This window comes from Halomonas sp. hl-4, assembly GCF_900215475.1.
Taxonomy (GTDB): domain Bacteria; phylum Pseudomonadota; class Gammaproteobacteria; order Pseudomonadales; family Halomonadaceae; genus Vreelandella.
Window position 1 is genome coordinate 84,878 of the sequence record NZ_LT907845.1, and the last position, 16,273, is coordinate 101,150.

Annotated in this window: 15 protein-coding genes; 14 read left to right on the top strand and 1 reads right to left on the bottom strand. The window is 54.0% G+C overall.

What is annotated here, in order from left to right; all coding sequences use genetic code 11:
* Positions 1 to 78: 78 nt before the first annotated feature.
* The 12 genes from CPH17_RS00535 to arsJ all read left to right on the top strand — a co-directional run bounded on the left by CPH17_RS00535 (position 79) and on the right by arsJ (position 12,842).
* Positions 79 to 1,200, top strand: coding sequence for a beta-ketoacyl-ACP synthase III (locus CPH17_RS00535; protein WP_096297811.1), 1,122 nt, complete (start codon positions 79 to 81; stop codon positions 1,198 to 1,200).
* A gap of 41 nt (positions 1,201 to 1,241) precedes the next feature.
* Complete coding sequence (locus CPH17_RS00540; RefSeq protein WP_082934211.1) at positions 1,242 to 2,015, top strand: MlaA family lipoprotein; 774 nt, start codon at positions 1,242 to 1,244, stop codon at positions 2,013 to 2,015.
* A gap of 8 nt (positions 2,016 to 2,023) precedes the next feature.
* A complete protein-coding gene (locus CPH17_RS00545; RefSeq protein WP_096297813.1) occupies positions 2,024 to 3,214 on the top strand; it encodes a PP2C family protein-serine/threonine phosphatase in 1,191 nt (396 codons plus the stop codon).
* On the top strand, positions 3,204 to 3,719 hold the full coding sequence (locus tag CPH17_RS00550; RefSeq protein WP_074395939.1) for an STAS domain-containing protein: 516 nt from the start codon (positions 3,204 to 3,206) through the stop codon (positions 3,717 to 3,719). The genes CPH17_RS00545 and CPH17_RS00550 overlap by 11 nt, the downstream gene beginning before the upstream one ends.
* A 170-nt stretch (positions 3,720 to 3,889) precedes the next feature.
* The gene (locus CPH17_RS00555; RefSeq protein ID WP_074395940.1) at positions 3,890 to 5,083 is read left to right on the top strand and encodes a multidrug effflux MFS transporter; all 1,194 of its coding nucleotides are present in this window, start codon (positions 3,890 to 3,892) and stop codon (positions 5,081 to 5,083) included.
* On the top strand, positions 5,080 to 5,814 hold the full coding sequence (locus CPH17_RS00560) for a sulfite exporter TauE/SafE family protein (protein WP_074395941.1): 735 nt from the start codon (positions 5,080 to 5,082) through the stop codon (positions 5,812 to 5,814). The genes CPH17_RS00555 and CPH17_RS00560 overlap by 4 nt, the downstream gene beginning before the upstream one ends.
* A 140-nt stretch (positions 5,815 to 5,954) precedes the next feature.
* Entirely contained in the window at positions 5,955 to 6,965 is a 1,011-nt protein-coding gene (locus tag CPH17_RS00565) for a substrate-binding domain-containing protein (protein ID WP_074395942.1), read from the top strand.
* Between the two features lie 175 nt (positions 6,966 to 7,140).
* A complete protein-coding gene (gene pstC / locus CPH17_RS00570) occupies positions 7,141 to 8,391 on the top strand; it encodes a phosphate ABC transporter permease subunit PstC (protein ID WP_074395943.1) in 1,251 nt (416 codons plus the stop codon).
* Between the two features lie 18 nt (positions 8,392 to 8,409).
* Positions 8,410 to 9,576, top strand: a complete 1,167-nt coding sequence (gene pstA / locus CPH17_RS00575; protein WP_074395944.1) for a phosphate ABC transporter permease PstA — start codon at positions 8,410 to 8,412, stop codon at positions 9,574 to 9,576.
* A gap of 26 nt (positions 9,577 to 9,602) precedes the next feature.
* On the top strand, positions 9,603 to 10,442 hold the full coding sequence (gene pstB, locus CPH17_RS00580) for a phosphate ABC transporter ATP-binding protein PstB (RefSeq protein WP_074395945.1): 840 nt from the start codon (positions 9,603 to 9,605) through the stop codon (positions 10,440 to 10,442).
* Positions 10,443 to 10,582: 140 nt separating this feature from the next.
* Positions 10,583 to 11,614, top strand: coding sequence for an ArsJ-associated glyceraldehyde-3-phosphate dehydrogenase (locus CPH17_RS00585; protein ID WP_074395946.1), 1,032 nt, complete (start codon positions 10,583 to 10,585; stop codon positions 11,612 to 11,614).
* A complete protein-coding gene (gene arsJ / locus CPH17_RS00590) occupies positions 11,607 to 12,842 on the top strand; it encodes an organoarsenical effux MFS transporter ArsJ (protein WP_074395947.1) in 1,236 nt (411 codons plus the stop codon). Before CPH17_RS00585 ends, arsJ begins: the two co-directional genes overlap by 8 nt.
* Before the next feature lie 3 nt (positions 12,843 to 12,845).
* Here the strand turns inward: arsJ and arsB are convergent, their stop codons facing one another.
* On the bottom strand, positions 12,846 to 13,916 hold the full coding sequence (arsB, locus tag CPH17_RS00595; protein WP_074395948.1) for an ACR3 family arsenite efflux transporter: 1,071 nt from the start codon (positions 13,914 to 13,916) through the stop codon (positions 12,846 to 12,848).
* A gap of 183 nt (positions 13,917 to 14,099) precedes the next feature.
* On the opposite strand from arsB, the gene CPH17_RS00600 reads away from it, so the two are divergent.
* Complete coding sequence (locus tag CPH17_RS00600; protein ID WP_074395949.1) at positions 14,100 to 14,513, top strand: arsenate reductase ArsC; 414 nt, start codon at positions 14,100 to 14,102, stop codon at positions 14,511 to 14,513.
* 25 nt (positions 14,514 to 14,538) lie between these two features.
* The gene (locus CPH17_RS00605; protein WP_074395950.1) at positions 14,539 to 16,236 is read left to right on the top strand and encodes a methyl-accepting chemotaxis protein; all 1,698 of its coding nucleotides are present in this window, start codon (positions 14,539 to 14,541) and stop codon (positions 16,234 to 16,236) included.
* Positions 16,237 to 16,273 lie beyond the last annotated feature (37 nt).

The window sequence follows — 16,273 nt, forward strand, 5'->3', positions numbered from 1 at the left end:
CGCTTTAAACGCACACAGTAATGGTATCGGCGGGCTTTATTAGCTTTCTGGCGCAAGCAGCCGAACAAGGAGATTTGCATGACACATGTGGTGATTACCGGCACGGGACTCTATACACCGGAACACGCCATTGATAATGCGTCGTTAGTTGCCGCATTCAACGCCTGGGTGGACCAAGAGAACGCCCGTCATGCCGATGCGATTGAGCAGGGCCAGCGTGAACCGCTTGCTCACTCAAGCAGTGAGTTTATTGAAAAAGCGTCAGGTATCAAAAGTCGCTATGTGTTAAACGCTGACGGAATTCTTGATCCGACGCGCATGCGGCCCAAATTGCCCCAACGCGAAAATGATGAGCCGTCGATCCAGTGCAGTATGGCATTAAGTGCTGCGCGTGATGCATTGGAGCGCGCCCAAGTGGACGCTCGCGATATTGAACTGGTAATCGTCGCTTGCTCTAATTTAGAACGAGCTTATCCAGCCGTTGCGGTTGAACTTCAGCACGCGCTAGGCGCAGGGGGCTATGGTTTTGATATGAATGTGGCCTGTAGTTCGGCCACATTTGCGATCGAAACCGCCGCCAACGCCATCGCCTCGGGTAGCGTTAAACGTGCGCTAGTGGTTAATCCTGAGATATGCTCGGCACACCTTAACTTTACCGACCGCGACAGCCACTTTATTTTTGGCGATGCATGTACTGCAGTGGTGCTGGAAAGTGCAGCCTGTGCGACCGCTGACGAGGCCTACGAGATACTGGGTACCCGATTAGCAACCACTTTTTCCAACGCGATTCGAAACAACGCAGGATTTTTGAACCGTGTGACCGATAGCGATCCGCTGGCGGTGGATAAATTGTTTGTACAGGAAGGTCGTCGTGTTTTCCGCGAGGTGTGCCCTATGGTGGCCTCCCTGATTACCCAGCATTTGGCATCGTTAGAATTACAGGGGAGCGATGTGAAGCGCTTGTGGCTGCATCAGGCAAACCGTCATATGAATGATCTGATTGCCCGTAAAGTGTTGGGGTATGACCCTAGCGAAGCGCAGGCTCCGATTATTCTTGACCGCTATGCGAATACGAGTTCGGCGGGGTCTATTATTGCGTTTCATTTGCACCGTGAGTCGCTGGCGTCAGGAGACATTGGCGTTATTTGCTCATTCGGTGCAGGCTACAGCGCAGGCAGTGTGATCGTCAGGCGTCAATAACCGCCTGCAAAAAATCAAAATGCATAAACGAGGAATGCAGTATGCCTAGTATAGGGACATGCCTCTTTAAGAATTGCACTGCTGGGGGGCTCGCTTTTGTGGTGGCGTTAGCGCTTAGCGGCTGTGCAAGCACTGGTTCGCAAACATCACAGGAGCCACATCCGGACGATCCTTGGGAAGGCTTCAACCGTAAGGTGTTCGTGTTTAACGATGTGCTCGATCGTTATGCACTGAAGCCAGTAGCGACGGGATACCGCACCATTACGCCTGAGCCACTACAGCTGGGTGTGGGCAATTTCTTCAGCAATTTGGGTGAGCTTCGCACTACGGTAAACAGCTTGCTCCAGGGCAAGCCAGCCAATGCCGGACGTTCAACCTCGCGGTTTTTAGTCAATACAACCATGGGGCTGGGGGGGCTATTTGATATGGCCTCGCATATGAACGTTGACGCCGATCAAGAAGACTTTGGCCAAACGTTGGCGATTTGGGGATGGGAAGACTCTCGCTATCTAATGTTACCGCTATTGGGGCCGAGTACGCTGCGTGATACGTCGGGAATGCCCGCCGATATGGCGGCTTATCCAGTGACGTACGTAGAAGACGATGCGGTGCGGGCGGGTCTGACGGCGCTTAATATCGTCGATACTCGTGCAGGCCTGTTGGATCAGGAAGATATGATCCAGGGGGACCGCTATCGGTTTATCCGTGATGCCTATCTTCAGAGTCGTCAGTTTGAAATTAGTGACGGTGAGCTAGGCGATGATCCCTTTGCAACAGACGATTTTGAATACGATGATGCCGACTTCGCCGACTGAGGCTTGCCATGGCGCATAAGCAGCTGATTGCGGTGATCGATGAGCCTGGGCAAGAGCGTGATGCTCTGGCCGAGGCGATTACCTGCGATGGTATGTGGGTATATGCAGCGGACAATATCGAGCATTTGCCGGCGGACACGGCATTGATCGTGGCTCACGCCAGGTCGGTTCCCCGCCAGCAGTGGTCGCAACTAACTCATCGGCTACCCACGGTGGTAGTGAGTGACTCGCGCCAGGATGCCGATTTGATCAAAGCCGTGGACGTAGGGCTGGTCGATTACATTGTTCATCCCTTGCGTCATGCTGAATTACTGAGGCGTATGATTCGCAAGGCGATCGAACTGGATGCGCTTGAAAAAGCCCGTGCCCGCGACCATGAGCGCTTAGCCGAGCTCAACGAGAGTTTAGAGACTCATCTTGCATTGCTGCGCATGGACCAACAAAGCGGGGGGCATATCCAGCGGAGATTGTTACCGGCGCACCCCAAAGTCATCAATGGGGTTTACTATGATTACTGGTTTGCGCCTTCGCTTTACTTGTCGGGGGATTTTCTCGATTATCAACGCTACAATGCGCGTTACAGCGCCTTCTATTTTGCTGATGTCTCAGGCCACGGTGCCTCCTCGGCCTTCGTTACTGTTTTGTTAAAATATCTTTGTAACCGCTGGCTTGGAGAATGGGACGGTACTTCGCCCGATCAGCTTCCCCAGCAATGGTTAGCTGCAATGAACCGTGAGTTACAGGGAACCGATATAGGCAAACACGCCACGTTATTTGTTGGCGTTATTGACCATGAAGCGCATACTCTGCACTATTCGCTCGGAGCACAGCTGCCGATGCCGCTATTAGTCTCGGGTGACCAACTGACAAGGTTGCCAGGCGAGGGCATGCCGGTGGGGTTATTTCCCGATGTAGAGTACCCCGTACTCAGTTGTGAATTACCCACTGAATTTCGGCTGTGGCTGTGCTCAGACGGCGTATTGGAGTGCTTGCCGGGTGATTCGCTCGACACGCGGCTCAGGGAACTTGAGCAACTTATAAGCGTGAGTGTCACGCTTGAACAGCTTTGTGATCGGTTGACCAACAACAACGCACTGTTAAGTAAACAGCGCGCTGAGGATGAGGCCAGCTCCGATCGCGATGCTTTGCCCGACGACCTGACAATCATGATGGTGAGCGGATTTGGTCATGCTGATTGAAGAAGGCCGCTTAAAAGCGGCGTTCGACTCTGGTGTTTTTGTTTTAAAATTGTGTGGCGACGTACGCTTAACACTTTGCGCCACCTTGGATACCCAGGCCCAGCGCTTGGCCGAAACGCCGGGCTTGCGGGCGGTGATGATCGACCTGCGTGAGGCGACGAATGTCGACTCAACGGCGCTCGGTTTTCTCGCCAAAGTGGCCATGGCGGTTAAAGGGCGTTTGGAACAACCGCCTACGATAATCGTGGATAACCAAGATGTACGCCAAATGCTTGACGTCATGGGGTTTGCACGTTTTTTTACCCTCATGGAGGCGCCACTCCAGCCGACGGCAGGACTGAATCGTGCCTTGAAAGAACTGCCCGAAGTGCCGGCAGATGAGCAAGGCCTGCGCGAGCGGATTTTAGAAGCCCACCGCATTTTAATGCATATGAACGAGCATAACCGCGAGCAGTTTCAGCCGCTGGTGGACATGCTTGAATCGCAAGAGGCGGCCCATCATTAACGGCTCCCCGCGTTTGTTTTAGTCGCTATTTATCTCTCCTATTGTCAGAGTTTTATTAGCTCTTTGACGGTTTGCAAGTCGCCATGGCCGACAACTCAGCGTAAAAGGCATATAATTAGCCGCCTACCTTTTATGCTGCTGGTGTAACTGTGGCCACCTTAAGGAGAGACATGGAACTGAATCCCCGTCGCGTCGCCATTCTGGTGGCTGCTAATACCGCTTTGGCCCCTTTTGCGATTGATGCCTATTTGCCCGCAATGGGCGCCATTGCCGAAACGGTTAATGCCAGTATCCACCGCACTGAGCTATCAATTAGTATCTTCTTGTTCGGTTTTGCATTGGGACAGCTGTGTTTTGGGCCTTTGTCCGACCGACTAGGACGCAAACCGGTGCTGATGAGTGGTCTGGTGGTGTTCTTATGCGCCAGCTTGATGATCACGACGGCTGATAGCCTTCCTTCGCTGCTTATTTGGCGATTTGTTCAAGCCTTGGGAGGAGGCGCGTGCGTGGTCAATTCGGCTGCCATAGTGCGTGATTGTTTCAGTGGTCGAGAAGCAGCGAAAGTCATGTCGACCATGGCTATGATTATGATGCTTGCGCCTTTGGTTGCACCGGCAGTGGGGAGCCTGCTGTTGCATTTGGCTGACTGGTGGTTAATTTTTGTGTTTCTCGCCGTTTATGCCGGATTTCTCCTCTGGTTGTTGGGCTCACGTTTGCCCGAAACCCGCGACATGTCGTTGCCAGCCGCGTCGCCACGTCAGGTGATTCGCAACTATGCCAGTGTGTTGCGACACCGCGAGGGGATGGGGTATATCTGCGCAGTGGCCGCTTCATTCGCTGGCCTGTTTGCGTTTGTGACGGCCTCGCCTTTCCTCTACCTCGATTACTTTTCGCTAAGCCCAGGGGTATATCCCTTTGTCTTCGGCGTCAACGTGGTGATGATCGCTTTTTCAAACCGGGTGAATATTTATTTATTGCGTAAACGCACTCCCCAGCAGAATTTACGCTTTGGCCTGGCCGTGCAGCTAGTAGCCGCTCTGGGTTTAGTCGCTGCTACGGCGCTCAATATCGCCTCTCTAGCAGTGGTCGTGCCGCTGATTATGCTATTTACCGGCATGATCGGTTTGATTACGCCTAACGCCATTTCTTCTCTGCTTGATCATTTTGGTCATATCAGTGCGACGGCAACCGCCCTGTTAGGCGGGATTCAATTTAGCTGTGGCGCGCTGGCGGGTGCCATAGTGGGCTTTTTTGAAGTCGAACACCTTTGGCCGATGGTGCTGACCATGTTAGCGGTAGCCCTATTGGGTAATGTCGGGGTGCGCTTATTAACGCCCGCAGCGAAGGACGCGCCTACCGCATGATAGATGCCGCCTTCACATGGTTGGACATGCCGCTTACCACTTGGACGGGGTGTGCACTGATCTTAGCGCTGGGCGCCTTTGTGCAGCGTGCCACCGGTTTTGGCTTGGCGGTTATCGGTGCGCCACTATTGCTGATGATAGAGCCGCGTCTGGTGCCTGTGGTGTTGGTGCTGTTTGGGCTCACCGTTTCACTGATGATGGTGCGTGCCTATTGGCACGAGGTCCGCTTGGGGGCAATGGGCATGGCGTTGGTGGGGCGTTTGCCCGGCAATGCGCTGGGGCTGTGGCTGTTGGTAGCGGCCCCCATGGCGGTGTTGGAAAAGTTAATTGCCGCGATTGTGCTGTTTGCAGTGCTCGTCACGCTATGCCGCGTACGGTTGCCGGTAAATCGCGTGTCGCTATTTGGCGCTGGGGTGCTATCGGGTATTTTCGGTACTGTTGCCGCCATTGGCGGGCCGCCGATGGTATTACTGATGCACGGCTTTGCACCTGATCGTCTGCGGGGTAATTTAGCCGCTTTCTTTATTATCACGTCATTGTTGACGCTTGTCACGCTGGCGTTGGCCGGGCGGGTGGGGCTATGGCAACTGGGTGTGGCGGCGACCCTTTTGCCTGCCGTGCTGCTGGGGAATGCACTGGCGGATGTCGTCGCGCACCGTATCGACAGGCAATGGTTGCAGGCGGCGTCGCTGTCCCTGTGTACCTTGGCAGCGGTAGGGCTATTGCTGTAATGCCTTTAGCTTTATGCGAGACGTGCTAAAAAAACCAAAAAAATTATTGCATGACTTTGCTTGTCATGAAGTTGTCATTGAAGCGATGCAAAGTAACTCCTGCGAAGGCCAGATACCTTATACCAACAGGAGTAATTCGCATGAACCGTATTCTTAAAACCACCGTCATCGCAGCTGCAGTAATGAGCGTTGCTGGTGTTGCACAAGCGCGTGACCAAATCCGCATTGTCGGTTCCAGCACGGTTTATCCGTTTGCCAGCTACGTAACCGAAGAATTCGGTGCGGTAAGCGATTATCCAACGCCGGTAATTGAGTCTACGGGGTCAGGCGGCGGTTTGCGTCTGTTCTGTAACGGCATTGGCGACGGCACCCCAGACATTACCAACGCATCGCGTCGTATGAAGCCCTCTGAGTTCGAGCGTTGTGAAGAAAACGGCGTTAACGATATCACTGAAGCCAAGATCGGCTCTGACGGTATCGTAATGGGTCAGTCTAACGAAAATGACGAGCTTGATCTGACCCTCGAACAGATCTTCCTGGCGGTAGCCGCCCAGGTGCCTGAAGACGGCGAACTGGTCGATAACCCCTACGAAAACTGGAGCGACATCGATTCCGATTTACCGGATCGTGAAATCTCCATCTACGGACCGCCCACTACTTCGGGTACCCGCGATGCCTTTGAAGAGCTGGTCATGGAAGCTGCTTCAAGCGAGATGGACGAATACGAAGAAGCTTACTCCGATATTCGTGACGACGGCGCTTACATCGATGCCGGTGAAAACGACAACCTGATTGTTCAGCGCCTGCAGGAAGACACCGGTGCTTTCGGTATCTTCGGCTATTCCTTCCTGGCGGAAAATACTGACACCTTGAACGCAGCGAGCATTGAGGGCGTCGAGCCTGAGCCAGAAGCCATCAGCGCTGGCGACTACCCGGTTGCACGTTCACTGTGGTTCTATGTGAAGAACCAGCACGCTGACGAAGTGCCGCCTATGTACGATTACACCGAAATGTTCATGGAAGAGCAGATGATTGGCGAAGATGGCTACCTGAAGGATATCGGCCTGATCGTGCTGCCGGAAGAAGAGCGTGAAGAGTGGCGCCAGAAGATGGCTGACCGCACACAGTTGGAACTCTCTGATCTGGAATAACAGAGATACTGGTTGATATTTAGATGATGGCCGACAGCGTAAGCTGTCGGCCTTTTGCTTTGTGATTGTCGTTGCCACACCGGCTTTTTGATTTGGTGCTTGTCACATAGCTGTAATGTTTCTGATGCAAAGTACTTCCAAACCCGATTTCATTAGGTAATGCGAGAGAGATCAAATGCAGACCAACCAGCTTGTTTTGATTTTCTGCAGTGCGTTATTGCTGCTTGGGCTGTTGGCCTTTTATGTGGGCCGCGCCAAAGCTGCACGCGTGCGCAGCGCTGGTGGCAGCATGTTTGCCCAGCCCGATCAGTATGCTTGGTTTGCCGTGCTTTCTACGGCAGGTCCGGCAATATTGGTGGGTGCAGTAGGTGCTTTCGTGATGCTGCTGTTAGGGGCGGATATCCCCACTTTTTACCTCTTGGCCGCGAGCCTGGTGGTGGCCGCAGCAGGGCTTGTGGTTGGCTTGGCGCAGGTGCGGCCTAACTTCCATGCCCGTCAGGCGATTGAGCGGGTGATTCGAATGGCGCTGGCCTCGGCAGCGTTGATTTCGATCTTTACCACTTTCGGCATTTTATTTTCGATCATTTCCGAGGCGGTGAGTTTTTTCCAGATGCACAGCTTCTGGGAGTTTATCACCGGTACCACCTGGAGCCCCGGGGACAGTTTCTTGGCCTCTGCTGGTCGCGGCGATGGGGAAGGTGCGCAATTTGGCTCGGTACCGCTATTTGCCGGCACCTTTATGATCACCGCGATTGCGCTGTTTGTTGCGGTGCCTGTCGGGCTGCTGTCGGCAATTTATATGTCCGAGTATGCACCACAGAAAGTACGCACTGTAGCGAAACCGATACTCGAGATTCTCGCCGGTATTCCCACCGTGGTGTACGGCTTTTTCGCGGCGATTACCGTGGCGCCTATCATCGTTAATGTTGCCGGTTTTTTCGGTCTTGAAGCGTCCTACAACAATGCGGTAGCCCCGGGTGTTGTGATGGGTATCATGATCATTCCGTTTATTTCCTCGCTTTCCGACGATGTGATCAATTCAGTACCCGATACCATGCGCCAAGGGTCGCTGGCGCTTGGCATGACCAAAGGCGAAACCATTCGCGACGTAGTGATTCCCGCTGCGCTACCGGGCATCATCTCAGCCGCGCTATTAGGGATGTCTCGGGCGCTGGGAGAAACCATGATTGTGGTCATGGCCGCCGGTATGCGCCCCAATCTTACCGCTAATCCGTTAGAGGACATGACGACCGTGACAGTGCGCATTGTCGCGGCGCTTACCGGTGACCAAGAGTTTGAAAGTGCCGAAACGTTGTCGGCTTTCGCGCTTGGCTTGGTGCTGTTTGCGGTAACGCTGACGCTTAATCTGGTCTCGGTGCTGATGATCCGCCGATTCCGTGAAAAATACCGCGTGAACAATCTGTAACGCCGAGGAACTGATTCGATGAGCCACTCTTTTGATGACATCAGCCAGCAGCTCAGGCGGCGTCACCGCAAGTCCGCACGCTTAAAGTGGATTTCCATGGGCGCGCTAGGCCTTGCTGGGCTATTTCTAGTACTGTTCTTTGCCGACATGCTGAACAAGGGGTTGCCCGCGTTTCAGCAGGCGTATATCAACACCGAAGTGACTTACACCGAGGAGGCTGCCACCGACGCCCGTCAGGCCATTGCGGAAGATTTAGTGCCTATCGTCAGCCGTACTGAAATTCGTGAAATACCCAAGGAAATCCGCAACGACGAAGACTTGATTGGCACCTCCGAACAGAAGTGGTTGTTGGTCAATGGTGAGGTCGATCAATACCTGAAAGGCAATCGCAACAAGCTTACCGAAGAGGAGCGTGAGGCGATTGACGAACGGGTAGAGTCCGGCCAGGTGGAGCTTGCGTTCAACCGCACCTTCTTCAGCCAGGGCGATTCCAAAACCTCCGAACGTTCGGGCATCTTGGCTGCTGTAGTGGGCACTGTCATGACGATGATCGTGACCCTTGCGATCTCATTCCCGATTGGTGTGATGACGGCGATTTACCTGGAAGAGTTTGCCCCGGATAACCGTTTGACCCAGGCGATTGAAATCAACATTAATAATCTCGCCGCCATCCCATCGATTTTGTTTGGTTTGTTGGGCCTGGCGATTTTTATTAATTTCTTTGGCGTACCCCGTTCATCGCCACTTGCCGGTGGTATGACCCTGGCGTTGATGACATTGCCGGTGATTATTATCTCGACCCGCGCAGCACTGCGGAGCGTGCCGGACTCGATACGTCACGCTGCTTTCGGTGTCGGCTGCTCGCGGTGGCAGGTAGTGCGTGACCACGTACTGCCGTTGGCTATGCCGGGCATCATGACGGGTTCGATCATTGGTCTTGCTCAGGCGATGGGCGAAACGGCCCCGCTGATCATTGTCGGCATGGTTGCCTTTATTCCCGATGTTGGAGCATCGTTTACCGAGGCGGCAACGGTCATGCCTGCGCAAATATTCACTTGGTCCGGCGAGCCAGAACATGCGTTTGTCGAAAAAACGGCGGGCGGCATTTTAGTCCTCCTTGCCGTGTTGATCTCGTTAAACGCCTTTGCCGTGTTACTGCGAAAGAAATTTGAACGTCGCTGGTAAGCCAGCGCGTCATATAGGATACCGTTATGAATAGCCAAGCACCTGTAGCGACTGAACAAAACATCCCGAATGTAGGCCAGCCGTACACGCGCAATGAAAAAGCCTGTCACGATCTGAGCATTCGGGTGCGCGACTTAAACCTCTGGTACGGTAAAAACCAAGCATTGAACGGTTTGAATATCGACCTGTTTCAGAAAAACGTGACGGCCCTAATCGGGCCTTCCGGCTGCGGCAAGTCGACATTTCTACGCTGTTTAAATCGTATGAACGACCTGATTCCTGGCGTTCGTACAGAAGGACTGGTAGAGATGGACGGCCATGACGTAAATACTGCAAAGATGGACGAAGTAGCGCTGCGTCGTCGCGTAGGGATGGTCTTCCAGAAACCCAATCCGTTTCCCAAATCGATTTTTGAAAACGTTGCTTACGCGCCCCGTATGCACGATATGGTGAGTCGTAAGGCCGACCAGGATGAACTGGTAGAGCAGGCGTTGCGCGACGCGGGCCTTTGGAACGAAGTAAAAGATAAGCTGCAAGAGCCGGGCACGTCACTATCCGGTGGTCAGCAACAGCGTTTGTGTATTGCTCGGGCGATTGCCGTGCAGCCTGATGTGATCCTAATGGATGAGCCCACATCGGCACTTGATCCGATTTCTACGGCAACCATTGAAGACTTAATGGATCGCTTGAAAGAGAAATTTACCATCGTCACGGTAACGCACAATATGCAGCAGGCGGCCCGCGTGGCTGATTACACGGCGTTTTTCCACCTGGGGGAAATCATTGAGTATAACGATACGAAAGTGATGTTCTCAACCCCGGCAAAAAAGAAAACCGAAGACTATATCTCAGGCCGGTACGGCTAAATACTGCTAGCCAACCAGGCTCACCATCGCGGTGGTGGGCCTGGACGGTAGTAGTAGGCAGTGTTTTTTTGGCTATTCATATATGTTTTAACGCATATGATTATTTTGTTTTCATGCACCAGATTACTTAGGAGACCCCCATGACACTGCGTATTGGTATAAACGGTTTCGGTCGCATTGGTCGATTGGCAGTGCGGAGTTTATGGGCGCAGGTAGAAGCAGGTGAGGCTGAGGTGGCGCGCATTAATGATCCAGGCGGTGACGCCGCGACCTTCGCACACTTGCTCGAGTTTGATTCCGTTCATGGGCATTGGTCACCGGGTGGAGGGATTTCTGCGAGTCAAGATGCCGTGTTGATCGACGGCGATGCCATCGCGTTTAGTGCCAACAAGGAGATTATGGATAGCGATTGGTCGGGTTGTGACGTGGTTATTGAGTGTTCGGGCAAAATGAAAACCAGCGCTAAACTTCAGGCGTATTTTGACCAAGGTGTTCAGCGCGTAGTGGTTAGTGCTCCGGTGAAAGAAGAGGGGGTGCTAAACGTGGTCGTCGGCGTGAACGATCATCTGTATGATCCTGAGCTGCACAAAATCGTAACCGCCGCCAGCTGTACGACCAACTGTCTGGCGCCGGTGGTTAAAGTCATTCAGGAAACCTTCGGTATCCGGCATGGTTCCATGACCACGGTGCACGATATCACCAACACGCAAACCATTCTGGACGCGCCACACAAGGACCTGCGCCGGGCGCGCGCCTGCGGCATGAGCCTGATTCCCACCACCACCGGTTCGGCAAAAGCCATCACCGCGATATTTCCCGAGCTGGAAGGCAAGCTGAACGGCCACGCGATTCGCGTGCCGCTGGCCAACGCCTCGCTCACCGATATGGTCTTCGAGCTTGAGCGCGAGGTCACCGTCGAGGAAGTCAATCAGGCATTGAAGCATGCCGCCGATGGTGCTCTTGCGGGCATTCTGGGCTATGAGGAACGCCCGCTGGTGTCGATCGATTACCGTACCGACCCGCGCAGCTCGATTATCGATGCGCTTTCCACCATGGTGATCAACGGTACACAGCTCAAACTCTACGCTTGGTACGACAACGAGTGGGGCTACGCCAACCGCACGGCCGAGCTGGCCCTGAAGGTAGGTGGCGAGCAGGTGGAGCGTGGCTGATTCACTGCTTGCGCGCGTAAAGGCGCTCCCTTTCGAGGTGCGCCAGTACATGCTGATCACCGGCAACTACTGGGCGTTCACGATTACTGACGGCGCTTTGCGCATGCTGGTGGTGATGCACTTTCATCAGCTGGGCTATTCGCCGTTTGAAATAGCCATGCTGTTTTTGTTTTACGAAGCCTTTGGCGTGGTGACCAACCTGGTAGGCGGCTGGCTGGGTGCTCGGCTGGGACTCAACCGCACGATGAATGTGGGCCTGGGGCTGCAGATCATTGCCCTTGCCATGCTGATGGTACCTGCGAGCCTACTGACCGTTGCCTGGGTGATGGCCGCCCAGGCGTTATCGGGCATCGCCAAAGATCTCAACAAGATGAGCGCCAAGAGTGCCGTCAAGGTGCTCGTGCCCAGCGATAGCGCCAACGCCAATAGCGCGCTTTACCGATGGGTGGCGATGCTAACCGGTTCCAAGAACGCCCTGAAAGGGCTGGGCTTCTTTGTCGGTGGTCTGCTGTTGACCTTGATTGGTTTTCAGGCGGCGGTATTGGTGATGGCGGTCATGCTGGGGGGTGTGCTGGCGCTTTCGCTATGGCGACTGAAGGCGGACCTGGGGCGCCAAAAGGTAAAACCTAAGTTTTCCGAGATTTTCTCCAAATCGCGCGCCATCAACGTGCTGTCCGCGGCACGATTTTGCCTGTTTGCCTCCCGCGACGTGTGGTTCGTCGTGGCGCTGCCGGTGTTTTTATACGATCAACATGGCTGGTCACACTGGACGGTGGGCGGCTTGCTGGCGGTATGGATCATAGGCTACGGCGGAGTGCAAACCCAGGCGCCCAAGCTAACCCGGCTGATCAAAGGCGATGCGCGCTCGCTTACCGCAGGCTGGGCAGCGACGCTGGCGGGGCTCGCGATCCTGCTGGCGTTGCTACCCCTGGCAGAGGTTGAATGGCTGGTCGTCGGCCTGCTCGCCTTTGGTGTCCTGTTCGCGATCAATTCCAGCTGGCACAGCTACCTGATTGTGCATTATGCCCGCGCCGATGGCGTTTCCATGGACGTCGGCTTTTACTATATGGCCAATGCCATGGGGCGTTTAATTGGCACGCTGCTGTCAGGCTGGCTGTATATGGCATACGGGCTAAGTGCTTGCCTTTGGGTATCGGCGGCCTTGGTGGCTTCCAGTGCATTGATGGCGTTGGCACTGCCACTAGGCAGCTATCTAGCACGTCCATGAAACTCATCCTACATGGAACTGATTTCGCGTGTTATTGGCAATTCTCACCAGCGCAAGCATAAGCGGTACTTCGACCAATACACCCACCACCGTGGCCAGTGCCGCGCCAGACTGCATGCCGAATAGCGCAATGGCGGCCGCGACCGCGAGTTCAAAAAAGTTGCTCGCGCCAATCATCGCCCCGGGTGCGGCGATGTTATGAGGGACTCGCCAGGCTTTCGCCCAGCCGTAAGCGATGAAGAAGATAAAGAAGGTCTGAATAATCAGCGGTATCGCGATCAAGACAATATGCAGCGGGTTGTTCAGAATCACCTCGCCCTGGAAGGCAAACAGCAGCACCAGGGTAATGATCAGGCCGATCGGGGTGATCGGGCCGACGCGCTTCATAAAGACATTGTCGTACCACTCGGCGCCGTGTTTTTTGATCAAGCTTTGCCGCGTGACGTAGCCTGCCGCCAGGGGAATCACGATATACAGCAAGACCGATAGCGCGACGGTGTCCCAGGGCACCTGAATGTTGGAGATGCCCAGAAGAAAGACCACGATAGGAGCGAAGGCGAACAGCATGATCAGATCATTGAGAGCGACTTGTACCAGCGTATAAGCCGCGTCACCACGTGTCAGGTAGCTCCATACAAATACCATGGCGGTGCAGGGGGCGGCGCCTAGCAGGATCGCGCCCGCTAGATATTCGCTGGCTAGTTCGTGAGGAATAAAGGGGCGAAAAATCACCATAAAAAACAGCCAGGCAATGGCAAACATGGAGAAGGGCTTGATCAGCCAATTGACGGCCGTGGTGATGGTCAGCCCTTTGGGCTGGCGGCGGACTCCCGCAATGGCGGTGAAGTCAATTTGCGCCATCATGGGGAAAATCATGGCCCAGATGAGTACCGCGATAGGGATAGAGACCTGGGCCACCTCAAAGCGTGACAGGGCCTGCGGTACTGCCGGGGCGAGTTGCCCGAGCAAGATACCCGCGACAATGGCAAAGGCGACCCACAGCGAGAGATAGCGCTCGAAAAGGCCCATGCCGTCGGCGGTGGAGGGCGACGCTTTATCCTGCAGCGATGACATATAGAACTCCTTGATCGAAGGGCGCGTGAATGCATCCGTTGGGAGCGTGCTGCTGCAACGCGCATTGTTTTCCATAATATATGGTTTTCCGTATATTTCTAGTGCCGCGCCATGCATGAAATATTGCCGTCATGAACCCGGCGTAGAGTAACAGCCACTAACTACATAAGAGGCTGTTTATTTATGGCGAAGCGCCGCGTGTTGTTCCTTTGCAATGCTAACTCTGCACGGTCTCTGATGGGGGAGGCGCTGCTTCGCCATTTGGCAGATGATCGTTTTGAAGCCTTTAGTGCCGGTTCTGAACCCGATGAGCCCCATGCGTTGACACTTGAGGCGTTACACAAGCATGGGCTTCCTACCGAAGGCTTACGCAGTAAGCCGTTGGATGTATTTGAAAGCGAGACCTTCGACTTTGTCATTGTGCTGTGTGATAAGGCCCAGCAAGCCTGCCGCGATTGGCAAGGAAAGGCGGGCGATGTGCTGTTCTGGGATATTCGAGATCCTCGCCTGATTGGCAAGGCAGATGCTTATGAGCAGGCGTTATTAGAGATTCGCCGGCGCCTTCAGCTTTGGCTACCCCTCCATAAGTATAATTAAACTTAGCTAAAAGGTGCGGGTAGAGATGAAATGGATTAATAACTTAAGCGTCAAAGCAAGCTGGACGTTTGTGCTGGTTGCGTTCAGTGGTTTAGTTCTCGTCATTGGCACGCTGGGGCTGTTCGCCAACCATTTTGGTCGTGAGGCATTCACGTCGCTGCATGAAGGGGACATGGCGCAAATTAGCAACCTCGATAGCGCCTACTCCCAGCTATTGCGTTCGCGTATTCAGATGAACCGTGCGGCGGAGTTAATCCGTAGTCCTTCATTTGATCGGCCTGACCCCTTGATAGAAGAAGCCCAGCGGTTGCTGGACTCGGCCTCTGAGAATTTCTCTCAATTTACAGCGAGTGATTTTGAGCCCAATCAGCAGGCGTTGGTGGATCAATTAGCATCGAACTTTCAGTCATTCGTTAACAATAATCTCAATCTTCAGATGATGATGCTGGAAGAGCGCGATATCTCCGGTTTCTTCTCAGGCGAGTCGCGGGTGGATGATAGTAGTCAACAGTTTGTGGAGAGTACCGAAGCATTTTTTGAAGCCTCAACCCAGCGTGGTAACGTGCTGTTCGCGCGCTTTGAGCAGGTTTCGTCGCTGCTTTTTTGGGGCGTGATTGCGGCGCTAGGTACTGCGTTGCTGGTAGTGGCGGTAGTGGTATGGGGCGTGCGTAAAAACGTGCTTCGCCCGTTGAAGAAAATCACTGGGCACTTCCAGCGCATTGCTAATGGTGACCTGTCGGCGCCGGTAAAAGCGCACTCAAATAACGAAATTGGTCAGCTGTTTAGTGAGCTGGATAAGATGCAGCACTCGCTGACGGCCACGGTTAATCGGCTTAATGCGAGCAGCCAGCAGGTATATAGCAATAGTCAGGAGATGACCGAACAGAACCAGCTGTTGGCGAGCCAAACCGACACTCAAGTCTCGGCCTTGCAGCAAATGGCCGCGAGCTTGGAGCAACTGACCGCCACGGTGAATCAAAATGCTGAAAGCGCGGCGCATGTTAGTCAGTCAACGGCGGATGTGTCCCATAAAGCGCAGCAGGGTGATGAGGTGATTAGCCAGTTTATCGCCACTATGGAGGCGATAAATAGTCACTCCGAAGAGATTCAAAGCATTATTCGCATGATTGAGAGTATTGCTTTCCAAACCAATATTTTAGCACTCAATGCATCGGTTGAAGCGGCGCGTGCCGGTGAGCACGGGCGTGGGTTCGCGGTGGTTGCCAGTGAAGTACGTGCACTGGCAACGCGCAGTGCTAATGCCGCAAGCGAGATTCGAACTCGCATTGAAGCATCGAGTGCGAGTGTCCAGGAGGGTAGCGTTCTGTCCCAGCAGGCCGGTGAACATACGCGGGCGATTATGCAGGCAGCGAGTAATGTGAACACGCAGATGACGCAAATTACTCATGCTTCTGAGGAGCAGCGGCGTGGCATTGAAGAGGTCAATCAAGCGGTTACCCAAATCGATACCACGACCCAAGACACCATGCGCTTAGTCAATCAGGCGGCCCAGAGCGCAGAGGTGTTGTCCCAGGAAGCCTTGCAGATGCGTGAATATGCCGGCCAATTCAGTGTTGTCGAGGAAGTAACTGATGCAGGCCGAAATCATGCCAATGGGGAGGACGCTGAATATCCCGGATGGGAGCAGCTTAGCCAGGATGAATCAGCTATAGCAAGCCGCCAACAGGATGACCATAAAGCCCGTTTGCTTGCCGCCTCGTAGTGCCAAATCACTGGTTGTCAAAAGCGCCCTGGCTGAC

Bases quoted from the DNA above. Each gene is read 5' to 3' on its own strand.
- CPH17_RS00535 (WP_096297811.1), top strand. From the start codon at position 79: ATGACACATGTGGTGATTACCGGCACGGGACTCTATACACCGGAACAC.
- CPH17_RS00540 (WP_082934211.1), top strand. From the start codon at position 1,242: ATGCCTAGTATAGGGACATGCCTCTTTAAGAATTGCACTGCTGGGGGG.
- CPH17_RS00545 (WP_096297813.1), top strand. From the start codon at position 2,024: ATGGCGCATAAGCAGCTGATTGCGGTGATCGATGAGCCTGGGCAAGAG.
- CPH17_RS00550 (WP_074395939.1), top strand. From the start codon at position 3,204: ATGCTGATTGAAGAAGGCCGCTTAAAAGCGGCGTTCGACTCTGGTGTT.
- CPH17_RS00555 (WP_074395940.1), top strand. From the start codon at position 3,890: ATGGAACTGAATCCCCGTCGCGTCGCCATTCTGGTGGCTGCTAATACC.
- CPH17_RS00560 (WP_074395941.1), top strand. From the start codon at position 5,080: ATGATAGATGCCGCCTTCACATGGTTGGACATGCCGCTTACCACTTGG.
- CPH17_RS00565 (WP_074395942.1), top strand. From the start codon at position 5,955: ATGAACCGTATTCTTAAAACCACCGTCATCGCAGCTGCAGTAATGAGC.
- pstC (WP_074395943.1), top strand. From the start codon at position 7,141: ATGCAGACCAACCAGCTTGTTTTGATTTTCTGCAGTGCGTTATTGCTG.
- pstA (WP_074395944.1), top strand. From the start codon at position 8,410: ATGAGCCACTCTTTTGATGACATCAGCCAGCAGCTCAGGCGGCGTCAC.
- pstB (WP_074395945.1), top strand. From the start codon at position 9,603: ATGAATAGCCAAGCACCTGTAGCGACTGAACAAAACATCCCGAATGTA.
- CPH17_RS00585 (WP_074395946.1), top strand. From the start codon at position 10,583: ATGACACTGCGTATTGGTATAAACGGTTTCGGTCGCATTGGTCGATTG.
- arsB (WP_074395948.1), bottom strand. From the start codon at position 13,916: ATGTCATCGCTGCAGGATAAAGCGTCGCCCTCCACCGCCGACGGCATG.
- CPH17_RS00600 (WP_074395949.1), top strand. From the start codon at position 14,100: ATGGCGAAGCGCCGCGTGTTGTTCCTTTGCAATGCTAACTCTGCACGG.
- CPH17_RS00605 (WP_074395950.1), top strand. From the start codon at position 14,539: ATGAAATGGATTAATAACTTAAGCGTCAAAGCAAGCTGGACGTTTGTG.